Raw genomic sequence first — 17,426 nt, 5'->3', positions numbered from 1 at the left:
TCAGCGGATAATCAGGACCTTCTCAACCGAGCTGTAACTTCCGAATATTCCCATGACCGGGTTGCCGTTCTGGTCCCGAAGATTGCTGACTTTTGAGTTGTTTACAGGCAGGGAAGAAACATAATATCGGGACAGATCAGCATTCAGGGCACGGATGGTGAATTCATACCGGCCTTCCGTTAAAAAGGGCGGGAAAAAGGTAAATCCAAGAGTATAACCGGGATAGTTAATGTCGTCTGTTTCCAGTGAAAATCCCGAATTGGAATTGATAAGAACCCGCCCGTCGGGGATATATCCGTACAGAGTGATATAATAAGATGTAGCGCTGGTGTCCGAAAGCCAGTACAAAGTATTTTCCTCTCCAAAGGTATAATACAGGGTATCCCCCGTATGTTGTGTGAAATCCAGGTTTAATAGTTGAACCGGCGGGACAGGACGGGTCCGGGCTGTGATTGTTTTTCCATAAGCAGTACTGATCACTGATAATTCATACTCGCTGTTCAAATCCACCTGAAAAGGAACAGCCGGTTTAAATCCGCCATAATGGTGCGTCACAAAGCTGTCCGGAAGAATTGATGTTTCATCTTTCCAGAAACTATATTGAAAAGAATCGGCACTGCATACCCATAAAAAAGGAATGATATCTCCGGTTTTAAGATTTTTTATGGACACCAATGCCGTGCTGTCTGCCAGTTGCCTGCTGATCCGTTCAATCGAATCCTGCCAGGTGGCTTCTTCGTCAATATCGCTGAAGATTTCCGTGTCGTCTATGCGAATGCTCCGATCCACCATGACGAGACTGCTCATGGGAGTACTTGCATCCAGAAAGGCTTCAACCCGGAGTTCGGGTTCATAATTTTCGTAAAATTCGGAAAACTCCGTGATGCTGATTTGTTTTTCACAGGCGGTGAACAGAGTCAGCATAGTGATCAGCAGAATGAGCTTCTTCATAATTCAAACTCCAGCCCCATGGAAGGGATTAACGGGAACATTCCCAAAGCTGTTACCCGGCTGGGACTCTCACCGTGATCCCAGTTGTACATGAGGATATTGAAATGATTACTGACATTGATAATCTGGATTTTGAATGTGCCGGATATTCCACAAAAATTTATATCCCGCGCATAGCCCAGGTCTGCCCGGATGTAGTTGGGAAATGTGGCAGTATTGGTTTTTCCGTTGAGTGTACTCAGATTTCCATAGGGATTCAGGAGATCTGTAAATCCGCTTCGGTGAAAGACTTTTGCCACAACCGGTGTATATCGCTGGCCGTTCTGGAATACATAATTGAAGGAAAGATTGCTTTTGTCGCTCAGACGGTAATTCAGGAGGATATTTACACGGTGAGGTGTATCGTACTTCAGGGGGAATTTTTCGCCGTCCTGCCGGGAGATGATGCCGTCCTGGTTCAGATCGATGTGCTTATAGACCCGTGAATAGGCATATCCGATCCAGCCTGTGAGTCTGCCCCGTTCCCGTTTCAGGAGGATTTCACCGCCGTAGGCATATCCTGATCCGGCAATGAAATCATCGGTATCATCGGACGGATCGTTGTTGGGATTCCCGTCCAAAACGGATGGATAGGCTTTGTAGTATCCCTCCAATGAAAAGGTAAAACCTTCACCCAGCCACTGCTCAAGTCCCGCAATAGTGTGCAGACTCTCCTGGACAGGAAGATTCGCCGGGACCGGTTCCCAAAAATCCACGACCCGAAGAATTTCATTGTCATCATTGGTTGTAAAAATAAACTGATGATACCGCCCGGTACTGAATTTGAATTTGCAGTTTTCCGTCAGATTATATTTAAAACCGAACCGGGGTTGAAAATATAGACGGTCATGGGGTTCATATTTACTCAGACGGATTCCTCCTTGAAATGTCAGGCGTACGTTGATTTTCCACTGATCCTGAAGGTAGGCTTCTATAATATAAGGTTTGTTCCCCACCTGCAGCAGGGATGTTCCATCCAGGTTGAAATCCAGGCCCATTTCCAGAAATTTCAGACTGATCCCGGTTTTTACCTGGTGTGCCGGTCCTGCAAAAAGAGTCAGATTATTGTGAAGTGTAAAATCATAGACGGAGTTGTCCACCAAAATCCGGGTTTCAGCCTTCCGTCCGGCACTGTCTATTTGGGTAAATGACAGGTCCACATCAAAAAGATAATCGGTACGACTGAGAATGAGCTCGTTATAGATCAAGGCATTAGGTACCCATCGCCAGTTCAGACTGTTTGTCCGATTTCCCCAGTCCCAGTCAAAATTGATCTCGTTGTCGGAACCGGGTTCCAGTGTGAATGCCAGTACGTCATGTCCGCCGAAACTGTTGAAGGTCAAATGGTTTGTGTCATTGAGTTTCCGGGTGATTTTGAGTTGCAGATCTCCGAAGTAATACTGCCAGTTCTGAGGATCGTTTTTTATCCGGTTATAGAGTCCGGCAAGTACGTCAAAATAGGTACGTCGTCCGCTGAGAAGCCAGCTCCCCTTGTAAAGAGGACCTTCCAGAAGGATTTTAGAACTGAGAATGTTCACTTCACCCCTGATATGACTGATATCGAAATAGGGTCCCAGGATGGTGTTTTTGAAAAAACGGCCGTTCTTTGAATCACCTTCCCGGGTGTTGATTTCCAGGACCGAGCTCAGTCTTCCACCGAATTCCGGTGTGAAACCTCCTGCCGTGAATTCGGCACCGGCGATGGCATCGGCATTGAAGGTGCTGAAAATTCCTCCAATATGATAAGGGTTATACACTTCGCTGCCGTCCAGGAGAATGAGATTTTCATCGGGACTCCCCCCGCGGACAATCAGGGCGGCGCTGAAATCGTTCCGGGAAGTAATTCCCGGCAGAAGCTGAAGACTGCGAAAGACATCACTTTCAATAAAAGCCGGTGCGGATTTTATCTCCCGGAGATTCAGGTTCAGCCGGCTCACATCCACCTTGTTTTCAAAACGGGTCCGTTCTGCCGTGACCGTTACCGTTTCACCCTGAATCACCGACACATCCAGACTTAAATCAATACGGAGATTCTCATCCGGAGTCAGGCGAACAGGTATCTCCCGTGTGGCATATCCCATCATCATTGCCCGAAGGGTGTATTCTCCAGGGGGGATCCCCGTTATTACGTAATATCCGTGGACTGATGTGGCCGCACCGTAATCCGTTCTCACAAGAATAATATTCGCATAGCTCAGCGGCTCACCTGTTTTAACTGCCGTGATATACCCGCTGATATTGGCCGCCTGAAGGGATCCCACCATGAATAGAAAAAGACTCCGGATAAGTAAAATTCTTCTCATATCAGAATTTATGGCTTTTGGGATTGAATATTATCATTACATAAAATTTAACATAATTATTCATATCTAAAAGGTTGAAATATGGACTTGCGAAATGTTTGCCAGATTTTTATACCATACATTGTATCAAAAATATATTTTATGAAAGTTTACCCCCACATCGTGTTATTCAATGGTTTAAAACGATGTCAATCAATGATTATATTAAAAATGTAAAAATTAATAATTGGCCGCCGTTTGATAAAAAATTATGGCAACGCAATTATTATGAATGCATTATCCGTAATAAACATGGTTTGGAATATGCCCGCAAATACATTTTAAACAACCCGTTAAAAGAAACCTCTCGGTATCAAAAATAATTACCCTGTATATTTTTCTGATGGGGATAATTCAATGACTCATATCAGAAAATTGAAAAATGAATTTTTGGATGTTTTTCAATGGGGTATACCTGAAGGGTGATTCATACAAGTGAGAATTTTTCACGATTATGGCGGATCTGAGATTTATAAAAGGATCCAATGATGAAAAGAATTGAATAACACCCTGCAGGTCCGTATTATAAAACAGAATCATTAAAAAAGGGGGACAGCCATGGATCTGTTGATGCTCAGGGATTTTTTTATGTGGTGTACGATCCTTAACGCGGGGGGACTGATTTTTGCAGCGTTGATTTTCAGGTTTCTGGGGGATTGGGTCTATCAATTGCACAACTGCTGGTATTCGTTGTCCCGGGAATCTTTTAACAGTATCATCTATGCCGTTATGGTCTTTTACAAAACACTCTTTATCGTTTTTTGCCTGTTTCCCTATATCGCCCTATTAATCCTCGTATAAGTCTTATTATTGAAATCATAGTCGGAACAGGCAAATTTTTTGCTTCATCCGGCCGGTAGGAAAGAAAATAAAAACCCCCTTGAATTAAGATTGTTTTCCATGTACTTTGATTATACAGGGTATGAGATTATGAGGGTTGATACCATGAAACGAACGTTTTTTATTATATGGTTGTTGGCTGCCGTGTTCCTTTCCGCGAATCCCATCTGGGTAGGTGCCATACCTTCAGAACTTTATTTTGATGAATCGGGGGACTGGGTTCTGGAGATTTATCAGGAAATCCATGGCATGCCGCCGGACAGCATTTTCCTTCATTCCTCAGATGGTATGGCAAAAATTACACAGTATGATACGACACGTTATTTTATAGTAACAAAGGATAGTCTGGACAGACCCCTTGACATTAACAGATCAGGAGATTATCTCAGCATTTACTACTACGTATCTGGTTATTCCATGACAGATAGCATTGTCTTTGGTGATTACCCCGGTTCAACAGTCTACAATCTTCGTCAGGGACAGTCAATCAACAGTTGGATTGGTACGTCCATCTGTTATAAGGACAATTCACCGACATTGGGTTACGAGAATGATTATGCCGGTGCCCTGGGTAAAATTTACGGTTACATGTATAATAAAGATCAGGAACCGATAGCAAAACGGAATTTCAGGATTTATTACGGAAGTCAGGGTTTTATTGAGACTGACGAGTTGGGATTTTTTGAAGGGAATCTTCTGGCCAGAACTTATGTGATCAATGAATTATTTCTTTTTGATTCAACCAGCCATGTTGAAAAAGTGACTTTCCAGGAGCGGGTTTTTGATATTGAGGAAGGTGACAGTCTTCGGGTGGATTTCATTCAGGCCCCGGCATCAACAGAAGGCCGCCCGCAGTTCGCCATGCCCTTTGCCATAACCCTGAAATCCTATCCCAATCCCGCCCGGAACACGACCACCTTATCCATTGATCCCTGTGAAGATAATCTTTCCGGTTTATCCCTCTTCGTCTATAACATCCGTGGCCAACGAGTGGATGTCCTTACACCCCGCTCAGGGATTTTTCCCTATGATTGTGCCCATTTGTCTCAGGGTGTGTATTTGCTGGTTTTGAACCGGGCTTCCCGCATTGTGTCTACACATAAACTGCAGATCATTAAATGACCGTTTTTTGTCGTACTGTCTTTCTTTTATGTTGGATATATGCGCTATGTTCAGGGCAGGGGGGACTTTCGTTTGTGGAAGAAGATCTGACTTTCGAACTTCGGGAGGGAAAATTCTCCGTACAGGGGATTTATTATTTCAGTGCAGACAAAGCCGGAACCTATTTAATCCGGTACCCCTTTCCCGATCCTGTGATTTACGGAAAGGTAACGGATGTCCATGTTTCAGAACTCCGTAATCACACATCTTTGGAATATCGCTGGGTTAAAGATTCTGCTTCGGTTCTCATTCCAGTGTATATCAGCGATAAAACCCCCGTCCTTATTGCCTATTCCCAGGAACTTCAGTCCAATCAGGCACGATACATCCTTACAAGCACACAATCCTGGCATAAGCCCCTGAAAAAAGCGTCATTTACCCTGATCACAGATACCGAGTTCTCCATCCGGGAATTTTCCATTTCGCCGGATACATTATACATTCGTGGAAATAAAAAAATATACCACTGGCTTTGGGAAAATTTTATGCCGGAACGGGACTTTGATATCGCATTTTAAATTATAAATGTACATGAACCTGTAATCCCATGAATCACTTAGCAAAGGTGCTAATAAGTCTATAAATTAATAGTATACCTTTTGAAATAGTCAGAATGGAGTAAAACAATGAGAATGAATCGGCGGGTCTTTTTTATTTTTTGTTTGATGTTCGTGGGAGGACCTTTGGTCGGACAGTCGGTCAATGGACTTCTCCCGGGCTTTTTCCCCAGTCCTGCTTTTAACGAACAGGTGATCACTTTTTCCTATGCCCCCGATATCCGCGTCCACATCAATGCTGCCTGTCCGGACAGTTTTGATACGAATAAACCGGTGGGACTGGTACTCTATGCTTTGCCCAACGGAAATACGATTGAACAAACGGTGGGAAAACAGATGGAGGCCGGGGACGACTGGCATTATGATATTCAGCACATCGGCGCCCAGACCCGTTTTCTCCGCCGGAAAATCTCCGGCTACAATCTTGTGGTGGTCTATCTGGAAACATCCCAAAAAAGCTGGCCTGCCTGGAAAAGTCTGCACCCCAACCATGCGGACATCATAATGAATCTGACAGATTATCTGAAAACCTGTTTTAAATCCATGGATCCATTTATTATCCTGACGGGACACAGCGGCGGCGGACGCTTTACGTTCTCATTTATGGATGGTGTATCAGCAATCCCCGGTGATGTAAAACGGATTCTCTTTCTGGACAGCAATTATGGCTATGAACACAGTTACGGTGATAAAATGATTGAATGGCTGAATTCGGCACCGGACCGTTATTTAACCGTAATCGCTTATAACGACAGCGTGGCCCTGTACAACGGTGAACCCATTGTTTCGCCCACAGGCGGCACCTGGTACCGGAGCCGCATCATGCAGCGGTATATGGCGGATTCCTTTTCTTTTACGACTTCCGAAGATGAGGATTTTATCCGTCATTCGGCATTGGACGGCCGCCTTCGCTTTATTCTCAAAAAGAATCCCGCACAGGCCATACTCCATACGGTCCAGGTGGAAAAAAACGGATTTATCCACGGGATGCTGACGGGGACGGCGGAGGAAAATCAGGATTATATCTACTATGGGGACAGGGCCTATACGGATTGGATTCAGACTGAGGAATACCAATTCACCGGACTCCAAATTCCCCTCCGGTCCGAGGATGCCAAAACCGGTTCGGAATTTATGCAATCAATCCTGAATATGTCTTTTGAAGATCGGGAACAAGCTATCCGGGATGAAATATTCACGGGAAATATCCCCCACTTCCTCCGGGGTTTGAAAACCGTGGAAACAATATTTACCGATGCCAATGGCGTCAGTCACGATGTTTCTTATCAGGTGATGCCCGATTACCTGGCTATCGGGTCGGATGAGGATTTTTGCCGGATTCCCATGGGACCCATAACCGCCCAGAGGATTGCTGACCATTTTGGCGGTTCCATGCCCACACGGAAGCTTGTGGATCATATTTATGTCAATGCGGACGTCAAATTGGAACCGGTGACCTATCCATGGTCCGAAGAGAGTGTGAAAGTCTCACGCTTTATTGAACATAACGAAGATATTGAAGCGTTGCGCCTGGCTGCCGGTGGGGAATTGGGACAGCTTATGGGCGGTTTGAAGAAGGATGTGGTGATCAGCAATCTGATTACCGATCCATCCCGTCCCAATCATGTAGTTATTTACGGCTGGCACAAACCGGACGGCACGCCCTGGCAACCCCTCTATAACGGACATATTGCCTCCTATGTGGATTACAGTCACGGTATCCGGCTGCTTCATGGGAATGTCCTCATTGATGGAGAAGCAACGGAGATAAAAACCGTGCTTCGGGATCCGGTTCTCTATAAAATTCTCAGCGATGAAACGGGTCCCATGTTTCAGCCCACCTATATCGCCGATGCATTCCTGCCGGCTAAACCCAAATCCTGGGGAGTCACAACAGATTCCGATGGTATGGTGAAAATTCGGGTAAAACCCGATCCGGCCGTGGATTCCTACCGCCTGTATAGCAGTCCGGACGGACTCTCCTTTCAGTCCGCAGCATCATTTGGTTCATCGGAGTATCTTCTGAATACGGGAAATCAGGACACCCTGCTTTTTTTTAAACTTCAGGCTGAAAACAGTGCCGGTCTCTCAGGTGAAACGGAGGTCCTGGCCGTGTACACGGTGCCCGGTTTGGAACCGGATATTTTCCTGATCGATGGGTTTGACCGGGCATCCACAGGCAATACCTGCGATTTTATCCGTTATCATGCCCATGCCGTCAAAGAACTGGGATTGCCGTTTGTATCCGCCACGAATGAGGCTGTCACGGGAGATCTTATCCACCTGGGGGAATATACGGTGGTGGATTATATTCTGGGGGATGAATCCACGGTGGATGAAACCTTTTCAACGGGTGAACAGGCAAAAGTGAAGACTTTCTTACAGGCGGGGGGCAGGCTCTTTGTTTCCGGTGCGGAAATTGCCTGGGACCTGGATTACAAAGGTTCTTCCACCGATAAAGATTTTTTCCGGAATTTTTTGAAAGCCCAATATACCGCTGATGCACCGGGGAATGTGTCCGGGACATACTACAGTGCCGAAGGGATTGAGGGAGGATTATTTGATGGGATCCATAATATCACTTTTGATAACGGAACCCATGGAACGCTGAATGTGAAATGGGCGGATGCAGTGACGGGTGTGAATGGGGGAGAAAACGTAATCCGGTATAAAAACGTCAGTACACATACCATCGGCGGGGTCAGTTTTGAAGGACTCTTTCCGGGAGGATCGGTACCTGGTAAGCTTGTATATATGGGATTTCCTTTCGAAACGGTGTATCCTGCAAACATGCGGAACATCCTCATGGAAAAGATTCTTTCATTTCTTCAGGCTGAACCGTCGGCCGTCGATGATACGGAGGCAGGGCTTCCCTCGAATTATTTTCTTGCACAAAATTATCCAAACCCCTTCAATCCCAGTACATCTATCCGCTATGGGATTCCCCGTGGCAATCATGTGAAGCTGGAAATTTTCGATCTTCGGGGGAACAGGATTGCCGTCCTGATTAATGAATTTCAATCCGAAGGGACTTATACGGTCCAATGGGACGGCCGGTCCCAGTCCGGAACTCCGGTGAGTTCCGGATTCTATGTTTGTCATTTAAAGTCCGGAGCATTTTCTTCCGGGATAAAGATGATGGTTGTTAAATAATGAATCTTATGGGGAACTCATTTTTTCAGGGAGGTTTGCATCTGTCATTGCTAAATAGCCTGGCATGTTTTGAAAAAGGGAGCATCTACCATTCATGATCATATTTTCCTGAATTTGAAAAACTTTGAGCCTTTTTACAGAAAGAAAATTACACTACCCAACTCTTAAACTTTATATTGCAACCAATCCCCTTTAAAAAGCACAAACTTTATAAAGGTATAAACAGAGGGGAATGCCATGAGTGATCGGGAAGTTTACATCGAAAAAATGGCAGCCAAATTGAAAGAGTGGGATGCCAAAATTGAAAAGCTGGAGGCAAAAGCTCGCAATGTCAAAGCAGATGCCGGGAAGGAGTACGATAAACAAATCCGGGAAATGAAAAACCAGCGGGATAAGGTCCAGGGTAAAATTCGTAAGCTCCGCGAATCCGGCGATAACGCCTGGGATGATTTGAAAGACGGACTGGAAAAGAGCTGGAAAACGTTGGGCAATACATTTGACGGGATTTTTAAGAGTTTAAAAGGTTAACTTATCAAAGAATGATAAGTGTGTATCTAAATCATTTAAGTTTACCCCAAGAGAGGAGTAATTATGAGCAATTACCATGAACCGGAAGGCAAACTGAGTGAAAAAGCAAAATCCATTACCCGGGCTTTGAACAGTCTGAAAGAAGAAATTGAGGCGGTGGACTGGTACAACCAGCGGGTGGATGTGGAAAAGGATGAAAGTCTGAAAAACATCTTGGTACATAACCGGGATGAAGAAATTGAACATGCATGTATGACGCTGGAATGGCTCCGGCGAAATATGGATGCCTGGGATGAAGAACTGAAAAATTACCTGTTTACTGATGGAGAAATCTCTCATTAGTTAAACACAGGGGAGATGCACCATGAGGATTTTTAAGAAACGCAAAAAGCGTATCGGTCTTGCTCTGAGTGGCGGGGCGGTTCTGGGTGCTGCACATGTCGGTGTTTTAAGGGCTTTGCAAGAACATGATATTTCCGTGGATTTTGTATCCGGCACCAGTATCGGTGCTTTTATTGCTGCATTTGTCGCTGCCGGAAAAACCTGGGAAGAAATTGAAGAGATTGCCAAAAGATTAAAATGGCTGGATGTCTCCGGCATCTCCCTGCCCCAGATGGGACTCCTGTCCAATAAGAAGATGGGCAAACTTTTAAAAGAAACATTGGGGGATATCACGTTTGAAAAGGCTCAAATTCCGGCCGCTATGATCGCTACCGATATTGTCAATGGAGAAAAGGTGATTTTGAAAGAGGGAGATATTGCCTCCGCCGTGATGGCCAGCACCTGCATTCCGGGAATTTTTGCTCCGGTGAAACGGGAAGGACACCTTCTTGTGGATGGTGGCGTTCTGGAAAATGTCCCCATTACCCCCCTTCAGGATTTCGGAGCCGATATGATTATCGCCGTGGACCTGATTGCCCATCATTATATCCAGGAACCGGACAATATTGTGGAAGTCCTCTTGAATACCTTTGATTTTATGATTACCAATGCCTCCAGAATGTACACGAATCAAGCTGATATTCTTATCACTCCCAACCTCTCCGGTGCCAGCCGGGTGAACATGAACCAAATACCGGAATTGATTGAAATTGGATATGAAACGGCAAAGGAAATTTTGAATGCTGAATTCTGAATGAGAAATTGGATTAAAGCAGACAATTACAGTACAATCTCACATTTTTAAGCAGTTGGAAGCTGGAAGTTAAAAATTGGCGCCGCTTCGAGGCTGGGGTGTTTGCGTTGATTAACGGGCGTTGGAACTTGGGAACTGGTGACTGACAACTGAGAACTGACAACTGACAACTGACAACACCCCAATCATCCAATTTCCAACAAATCTCTTTTACCCGCTGTTGCATTTATAATATCCTGCTGAAGATTTGGCAGGTGAGTTTTGTCAATTTCCACCGTTATCAGGACCGTTTCTGTAAATTCCTGATTCAGGCGGATTACAGGATATGTGCTCAGTATCCGCATGATGTGGGGATGTTCCTCGTATGTGCAGGTAATTTGAGCTTTTATTCCAATTTCCCGGGTGATGATCCGGGCTTCAGATAAGGTGAGATCCGCCGACTGTGAATAGGCTTTCACCAATCCGCCAGTCCCTAATTTAGTCCCGCCGAAATACCGGGTTACCACCACAAGAAGGTTGGTGACTCCGTGTTTATCCAGCATATCAAAAATAGGTTTTCCCGCCGTACCCGACGGCTCTCCGTCATCACTGTACCGAAAAAGCTCATCTTTGCCCGTCCCCACACGCCAGGCATAACAGTTATGGGTTGCATCGTAATACGTTTTCCGGACTTCTTTTAAAACCCTTTCTGCCTCGTCCTCCGATGAAACGGGGAAAGCGTGTCCTATAAATTTGCTGCCCTTTTCCGTGAATTTTGTGTGGACTTTTTTTTTAATGGTTTTGAATTTCATTTCAGCAGCGTGACTTTTGCCGGGAAAGTATGATTGTCAAAGCGTAATACCATGATATATACACCGGATGCAAGAGTCTCCGGAATGTTTCTTGTCACAGTGTGAAGTCCGGCACGGGTTTCCTCCGGATAAAGCTTCAGACTGTTTATTTCCCGTCCCAGAATATCATACATATCCAGGATACCTTTTTCAGAATCGTCTTTGAGATGATAGCGGATTGTCACAAACCGGGAATCTGTGACAGGATTGGGGTAAAGGGATAACAGGGAGGATTCTCCTTCCCGGATATCAAGGGTAATTCGCAGAGGTTCACCGATCGTGTAAGCCTCATCCGTTCCCAGGGCAATCAGCAGATCCCATGGTTCACCGGCACCGCTGATAGTTGTAAACTCCCGGGAAAGATCCACCGACCGGGTGTGTGATCCGGAGCTCCAGGCTTTTCCCGAGACGTTTCCCGGACTCAGTATTCTCAGTTGAATGCTGGGTGTTGTAATATGCTGGATTTTGTAGAAACTAGAACTGAAGGGCTCCCCATAGGTCACTATTGTAAACGAATCAATCACGGAATAAGCTCTGAAACTGCCTGCAGGGAAAAGGAGCGGGGAATAAGCTTCGCCATCCTCAAAGTGAGATAACTCGGGAAGATAATCGGCATACAGATGTTCCATGCCCCATGCAGCCAAATGACCGGCCCAGCCCTGCGAACTGTTTTTTTCCATCAGAAAATCGGTGATGGAAGGCCATACAGATTGTTCCGCAATGGCGTTCCAGATGGCAGATGAAGCCTCTCCTTTGTAAATGTTATTTAAAAAGATGAGCCAGGTGACATTATCGTATATGTAATCATGGATAGATTTTCCCCAATTATTCACATACCGGTCAACATATTGGAAATAGTCATTGACATCCGGATAGGCAAGCTCTTCAATCCAAGTGGCCGAGGTTTCATAAAACCACATGTCCTCGTTTAAATTCCAGATGCCGATTCCCACCTGAAATACATGAAAAAGCTCGTGTACGCAGGTCACTTTCAGAGCATCAAGTCCCTCGGTAAAAAATCCGGGACCTGTGAGTGTGTGGTGAATTTCTGAGAAAGCGGTATAAGCTTTGGGGCGTCCCGGCAATGCTTTAGACAGTTCTGCTGTTGTCTGCCCATATACCCCATACCCCAGGTGGCGAAAGTAGATATCAATTTCCGGATTCCGGATATCATCCACCGGAGGCAAGGGCAAATTAAGAGTATCTTTGAGCAAACGGTAACCTCTTTCCAGGTAAGTGGCAGCGTAGAGTATATAATCCGGCACACCCGTATCTGTAGAGTAAACCTGGGGTACTGAGTCGTTTCCGGTGTTTGTGTAATGAAGGACAAAAAGTCCTGCCGGTGAATTGTATGTCTGATTCAGTCCGTCCGGCCGCAGATTCACACCGCTTTTTGCAGGAGGAATCAATCGTCCCGGACCGCCGTAGAGGGCCGCTGCCAGAAGAAAAATCAAGATAAGTTTACTGATGTACCGCATTACTTCTTTTTAAAGGATACCTTCAGGGGGACGCCGGAGAGATCATACAGCTCCCGGAGTTTGGATTCCAGAAAGCGTTTGTAATGATCCTGTATCCAGGAAGGCTCATTGCAAAAGAAAACGATGTGGGGAGGACGGGTACGGACCTGGGCGATATATTTGATTTTTCCGTATTTACTCCGGACGGACGGCGGCGGATTGCCGGCAATGATGCGGCCAAAGACATCATTCAGATTCGATGTGGGAATTCGGATATTTAACCGTTCCCTGACGGCCAGGGCTTCATCCAGAACCTTCAGCAGGCGCTTCCGTTCCAGGGCAGAGATAAAAAAGATCGGGTAATGTTTTAAGACGGGATATTCAAAATGGAGAGATTTTATATACATCGCTGCCGTGTTGGTCTCTTTTTCAATCAAATCCCACTTGTTCAGGGCAATAACCAGTCCCTTTCCCCGTTCCTGAATTTCCCGGATAATCTGCACATCCTGCCGGGAAAATCCTTTGGAAATATCCACAATCAGTATACAGACATCACTGTGCTCAATGGTTTTTTTGGAGCGGACCAGACTGTAATATTCAATGGAATCACTGATGCGGGTCCGTTTCCGGAGTCCTGCCGTATCCACAATCTGTATCAATTTCCCGTGATATTTGAACGTGCTGTCAACACTGTCACGCGTGGTACCGGGGATGTCGGTGACAATGTGTCGTTCCATGCCCAAAAAAGCGTTGGCCATGGTGGATTTTCCCGCATTAGGCATTCCCAGAAGGGCTAATTTGATATCCGGTTCATGATCCTGTCTGGGCAGTTCATCAGGAAGATGTTTGATCACTTCATCCAGTACATCACCGGTTGCCCGACCCAGAAGGGCACTGACCATGAGCGGTTCACCCAGTCCGAGATTGTGAAATTCCCAAATCATGGATTCATGTTTTGCATCGTCAATTTTATTTACGACCGGTAGGATTTTTTTGTCGGAACGTTTTAAAATCTGTGCGATTTCATGGTCTATATGAGTAATTCCTGTGGGGCCGTCCAGCAAAAAGAGGATAAGATCCGCTTCTTCAATGGCGATGAGGGCCTGTTTGCGGATGTTGTTTTCAATCTGATCTTTGGGATGAATCATAATCCCCCCCGTATCGATCAGAGTGAAATGTTTTCCGCTCCACTCCACATTTGCGTAGACCCTGTCCCGGGTTACCCCGTCTGTTTTATCCACAATCGCCTTCCGTTCCTGAAGAATCCGGTTGAAAAGCGTTGATTTTCCCACATTCGGCCGTCCCACAATTGCAACGGTTGCTGCCATAGATTTCTCCTGTCAATTTGCCGGAAATTATCATTTTTTCAGGGTTTATCCCACTAAAAGCATGAATTGAAACAGTTGAACGCTTTTTAAGATGACAAACACGGTATAAAATTTTTACATTCTCAAAGTATCCAAGATAATACACGAGGTGAAACGATGAAGCACTCCACAAGTTTCCGGCATTTTGTACCCTTCATGCTTCTTGTGGTCCTTACGTCCCTGGCTTTTGGACAGGGAATGTCTGTGGAAGCAATTCAGAAAGCGATTGATGAAGCAGGTTACAACTGGAAAGCCGGCGAAACGGAAATCTCGAAAATGAGTCCTGAAGCCCGACGGCAACTCCTGGGAGAAACAGGTCCGCGGGAAAAAAATATCGATGATCAAATAATAGATCTGCCTGAGGTGGAAAATCTCCCGTCTCATTTTGACTGGCGGGATAACAACGGGAACTGGGTAACACCCGTTAAGAACCAGAATCCTGCAGGTAGCTGCTGGGCCTTTTCGGCGGCAGGTCAGTTGGAATCCTGGTATCGGATTACAACCAACGATCCCGACACCATGATCGACCTTTCAGAACAGTTTCTTATATCCTGCAACGATGAAGCAACGGCTAACGAGGGGTACTTTACGGGATATACTCTTGATTTTATTCTGGATGTGGGAGGAGTTCCCTCTGAAAGCTGTTTCCCCTATAAAGCCGATGATTCACCCTGCAGCAATGCCTGTGAGGATTGGCAAAGTGAAGCTCTCACCTTTCCGGGATGGGGCTATGTGACCGGTTCAAAACCCTTGATCGACAACATCAAACAGGCGGTTTATCAGCATCCCCTCAGTGTATCTATGCAGGTCTATTCGGATTTTTATAATTACACGAGCGGTGTGTACAAACGGGTCTCCGAAACCAATGAAGGAGGCCATGCCGTGGTGATTGTCGGCTGGGATGATGCCGAACAGTACTGGATTGTGAAAAACAGTTGGGGCCCCAACTGGGGGGAAGACGGTTATTTCCGCATCACCTGGGATGATATGGAATTTGGATATAATGGCGTGTATGTATACAACGGTATGACGGAAGACGCTCTGGCAATTTCGGAAAACGAAATTGAACTCGATATGACGGTGGGGGATGTGTTGAGTGATACCATTACATTCACCAATATCAGCAGTGACGTAGCAGAATTTTATTCACTCATCTACGGTGGTAAAAACGCAGATCCCTATTTTCATGTGAGCTCTTTTAACGCCTATGAAGGCACATCCTGGTGGTGTGGTGACGAAACCGTTGGAGGGTATACAGATGGTGTTCTCCAGTACCTGTATGTTCCTTCCGTGGATTTAAGCGCAACCACAACCCCAAAACTCACGTTTATGGGGAAATGGGATGTGGAAGCACCCGGTAACGATGATCCGGATTATGACGGCTGGGATGGACTCAATGTATGGATATCGATTGATAGCGGTGCCACCTGGCAGGTTCTGGAGCCTGTAACACCAGCCTACACCTGTGAAAGCCTGTGGAGTTTCGGTCATCCCGATCAGGGCTGGAAGATGGGTCCCGGTATCGCCGGTTGGGCCGGTTCCAGCAACGGATGGGTCCCCGTGGAATTTGACCTCTCCGCCTATAAATCATCCAATGTGATGATCCGTTTTGCTTTTGCCTCTGATAAGGCTTATTCCACACCGGATGATCCGTCTTTGACGGGATTTCTGGTTGATAATATCGAAATCAGCGACGGCAGGAACACCCTCCTGATTAATACAGGCGAAGAAGCGGAAGGATTTGTTCCTAAAGGCTTTGCCGGTACGATGATAGAAGTGAACTGGATCACCGCTCAGGGAGCGAATGGTGTGCTATACCCCGGGGAATCACGGGATGTGATTCTGACGGTTGATTCGAGAGGACTCAAGGCAGGGGTTTATAACGGACAGATTGAGGTACTTTTAAATGATTCCCTCAATTTTTACAGGGCTGTCAACCTCAATATCAATATGATTGAACCGCCTCATGATATTTTTGTGGAAGACCTGTCCCTTCCCGGGGAAGAATTATCCATCCTTTTTCCCATTACAATCGGAACAGTGGTGAGCAATATAGGCCTTAACACGGAAACGGATATGAGTATGGTTTGTTATGCCACCAAGGCAGGGGAACCCTTTTATGCCGATACATCCACACTGGCATCCATAGCTCCCGGCGAGTCTCAGGTTGTGACCTTTAAACCCATTACACCCATGGAAACAGGCGTTCTTGATTTTATCGTCTATCCCCTGGATCTGACTGAAGATTACAATGATTACAATGATACTTTGAAAACTACGGTGCGTGTGGGAAATCTGGTGGATGATTTTGAAACCGTCAAAACCTTCTGGGATACCGTCGGCGGTTGGGGAACGACACGTACATTTCCTGCCCATGAAGGATACTGGACAGCTCATGTGAACGGTGGAACCTCTCCGTACTTTCCGAATATGGATGCAACACTGACATTCAAGCCGGGGTTTGATTTGAGTATGACCGATGTGGTCGCTCTGAAATACTGGGCCTGGTATGTGACGGAGGCCGGTCAGGATATTCTGTATGTGGAAGCCAGTACGGATTCCGTTAACTGGATAGTGGAAGATTCCCTCTCCGGTATTGACAATAACTGGAAAGAACGGGCCGTTAATCTGGATGATTATGCAGGTGAGAAGAAAGTCTGGATTCGTTTCCGTTTTGTTTCCAACGACAGCAACCAGTTAATTGGTGTACTTCTGGATAATGTGGGCATCTATCTGGAACATGTTTCCTCTGTTGATAAATCCCTTGCGTCCATACCGGAAACCTGGGAACTGGACCAGAATTACCCCAATCCCTTCAATCCGGAAACAAGCATTCGATATGGCGTACCCGAAGCCGGTCCCGTTCAATTGAATATCTATAACATCCGGGGAGAATTTGTAACCTCCCTGGTCAACCGTAATCACCGGGCCGGTTGGTATCAGGCCGTCTGGAACGGACAGAATCAATGGGGTGTCCCGGTAAGTTCCGGTGTGTATATTTATACTCTTTCAACTCCTTCGGGTATGTTGAAAAGTCATAAAATGATCTATATGAAATAGAGGAGG

Annotated in this window: 13 protein-coding genes; 8 read left to right on the top strand and 5 right to left on the bottom strand. The window is 45.8% G+C overall.

Features of this window, described 5'->3' with window-relative positions:
- Together J7K63_05065 and J7K63_05060 are read right to left on the bottom strand one after the other, a co-directional pair.
- A complete protein-coding gene (locus J7K63_05065; protein ID MCD6234387.1) occupies nucleotides 1–951 on the bottom strand; it encodes a DUF4249 family protein in 951 nt (316 codons plus the stop codon).
- On the bottom strand, nucleotides 948–3,254 hold the full coding sequence (locus tag J7K63_05060; GenBank protein MCD6234386.1) for a TonB-dependent receptor: 2,307 nt from the start codon (nucleotides 3,252–3,254) through the stop codon (nucleotides 948–950). Before J7K63_05060 ends, J7K63_05065 begins: the two co-directional genes overlap by 4 nt.
- A gap of 636 nt (nucleotides 3,255–3,890) precedes the next feature.
- Between J7K63_05060 and J7K63_05055 the strand changes: the two genes are divergently transcribed.
- The 7 genes from J7K63_05055 to J7K63_05025 all read left to right on the top strand — a co-directional run bounded on the left by J7K63_05055 (nucleotide 3,891) and on the right by J7K63_05025 (nucleotide 10,706).
- Nucleotides 3,891–4,133 carry a hypothetical protein gene (locus J7K63_05055; GenBank protein MCD6234385.1) on the top strand — a complete coding sequence of 81 codons (243 nt, stop codon included), beginning with the start codon at nucleotides 3,891–3,893 and terminating at the stop codon, nucleotides 4,131–4,133.
- A gap of 144 nt (nucleotides 4,134–4,277) precedes the next feature.
- Nucleotides 4,278–5,294 carry a T9SS type A sorting domain-containing protein gene (locus tag J7K63_05050; protein MCD6234384.1) on the top strand — a complete coding sequence of 339 codons (1,017 nt, stop codon included), beginning with the start codon at nucleotides 4,278–4,280 and terminating at the stop codon, nucleotides 5,292–5,294.
- A 74-nt stretch (nucleotides 5,295–5,368) separates the two neighbouring features.
- Nucleotides 5,369–5,851, top strand: coding sequence for a hypothetical protein (locus tag J7K63_05045; GenBank protein MCD6234383.1), 483 nt, complete (start codon nucleotides 5,369–5,371; stop codon nucleotides 5,849–5,851).
- Nucleotides 5,852–6,016: 165 nt separating this feature from the next.
- Nucleotides 6,017–9,043 carry a T9SS type A sorting domain-containing protein gene (locus J7K63_05040; GenBank protein MCD6234382.1) on the top strand — a complete coding sequence of 1,009 codons (3,027 nt, stop codon included), beginning with the start codon at nucleotides 6,017–6,019 and terminating at the stop codon, nucleotides 9,041–9,043.
- 237 nt (nucleotides 9,044–9,280) lie between these two features.
- Nucleotides 9,281–9,571, top strand: coding sequence for a hypothetical protein (locus tag J7K63_05035; protein ID MCD6234381.1), 291 nt, complete (start codon nucleotides 9,281–9,283; stop codon nucleotides 9,569–9,571).
- 63 nt (nucleotides 9,572–9,634) lie between these two features.
- Nucleotides 9,635–9,913, top strand: coding sequence for a hypothetical protein (locus tag J7K63_05030; GenBank protein ID MCD6234380.1), 279 nt, complete (start codon nucleotides 9,635–9,637; stop codon nucleotides 9,911–9,913).
- Nucleotides 9,914–9,935: 22 nt separating this feature from the next.
- Complete coding sequence (locus J7K63_05025; protein MCD6234379.1) at nucleotides 9,936–10,706, top strand: patatin-like phospholipase family protein; 771 nt, start codon at nucleotides 9,936–9,938, stop codon at nucleotides 10,704–10,706.
- A 185-nt stretch (nucleotides 10,707–10,891) separates the two neighbouring features.
- On the opposite strand, the gene J7K63_05020 is transcribed toward J7K63_05025, so the two are convergent.
- Genes J7K63_05020 through der form a run of 3 tightly spaced genes read right to left on the bottom strand, consistent with a single transcriptional unit; the run spans nucleotide 10,892 to nucleotide 14,321 of the window.
- Complete coding sequence (locus J7K63_05020; GenBank protein MCD6234378.1) at nucleotides 10,892–11,497, bottom strand: YigZ family protein; 606 nt, start codon at nucleotides 11,495–11,497, stop codon at nucleotides 10,892–10,894.
- Nucleotides 11,494–13,014, bottom strand: coding sequence for a T9SS type A sorting domain-containing protein (locus J7K63_05015; GenBank protein ID MCD6234377.1), 1,521 nt, complete (start codon nucleotides 13,012–13,014; stop codon nucleotides 11,494–11,496). Before J7K63_05015 ends, J7K63_05020 begins: the two co-directional genes overlap by 4 nt.
- Nucleotides 13,014–14,321 carry a ribosome biogenesis GTPase Der gene (gene der, locus J7K63_05010; protein ID MCD6234376.1) on the bottom strand — a complete coding sequence of 436 codons (1,308 nt, stop codon included), beginning with the start codon at nucleotides 14,319–14,321 and terminating at the stop codon, nucleotides 13,014–13,016. The genes J7K63_05015 and der overlap by 1 nt, the downstream gene beginning before the upstream one ends.
- Nucleotides 14,322–14,477: 156 nt before the next feature.
- Here der and J7K63_05005 point away from each other — a divergent pair, with 156 nt between their 5' ends.
- On the top strand, nucleotides 14,478–17,420 hold the full coding sequence (locus tag J7K63_05005; protein ID MCD6234375.1) for a T9SS type A sorting domain-containing protein: 2,943 nt from the start codon (nucleotides 14,478–14,480) through the stop codon (nucleotides 17,418–17,420).
- Nucleotides 17,421–17,426: the final 6 nt, after the last annotated feature.

The sequence above is a fragment of the Candidatus Neomarinimicrobiota bacterium genome, assembly GCA_021157965.1.
GTDB lineage: Bacteria > Fidelibacterota > Fidelibacteria > Fidelibacterales > Fidelibacteraceae > Fidelibacter.
This window is presented reverse-complemented; position numbering and strand designations above follow the sequence as displayed.

Excerpts from the sequence above, each read along its gene's own strand:
- J7K63_05015 (MCD6234377.1), bottom strand. The coding sequence starts at position 13,014 with ATGCGGTACATCAGTAAACTTATCTTGATTTTTCTTCTGGCAGCGGCC.
- der (MCD6234376.1), bottom strand. The coding sequence starts at position 14,321 with ATGGCAGCAACCGTTGCAATTGTGGGACGGCCGAATGTGGGAAAATCA.
- J7K63_05025 (MCD6234379.1), top strand. The coding sequence starts at position 9,936 with ATGAGGATTTTTAAGAAACGCAAAAAGCGTATCGGTCTTGCTCTGAGT.
- J7K63_05050 (MCD6234384.1), top strand. The coding sequence starts at position 4,278 with ATGAAACGAACGTTTTTTATTATATGGTTGTTGGCTGCCGTGTTCCTT.
- J7K63_05030 (MCD6234380.1), top strand. The coding sequence starts at position 9,635 with ATGAGCAATTACCATGAACCGGAAGGCAAACTGAGTGAAAAAGCAAAA.
- J7K63_05005 (MCD6234375.1), top strand. The coding sequence starts at position 14,478 with ATGAAGCACTCCACAAGTTTCCGGCATTTTGTACCCTTCATGCTTCTT.
- J7K63_05020 (MCD6234378.1), bottom strand. The coding sequence starts at position 11,497 with ATGAAATTCAAAACCATTAAAAAAAAAGTCCACACAAAATTCACGGAA.
- J7K63_05035 (MCD6234381.1), top strand. The coding sequence starts at position 9,281 with ATGAGTGATCGGGAAGTTTACATCGAAAAAATGGCAGCCAAATTGAAA.
- J7K63_05055 (MCD6234385.1), top strand. The coding sequence starts at position 3,891 with ATGGATCTGTTGATGCTCAGGGATTTTTTTATGTGGTGTACGATCCTT.
- J7K63_05065 (MCD6234387.1), bottom strand. The coding sequence starts at position 951 with ATGAAGAAGCTCATTCTGCTGATCACTATGCTGACTCTGTTCACCGCC.
- J7K63_05060 (MCD6234386.1), bottom strand. The coding sequence starts at position 3,254 with ATGGTGGGATCCCTTCAGGCGGCCAATATCAGCGGGTATATCACGGCA.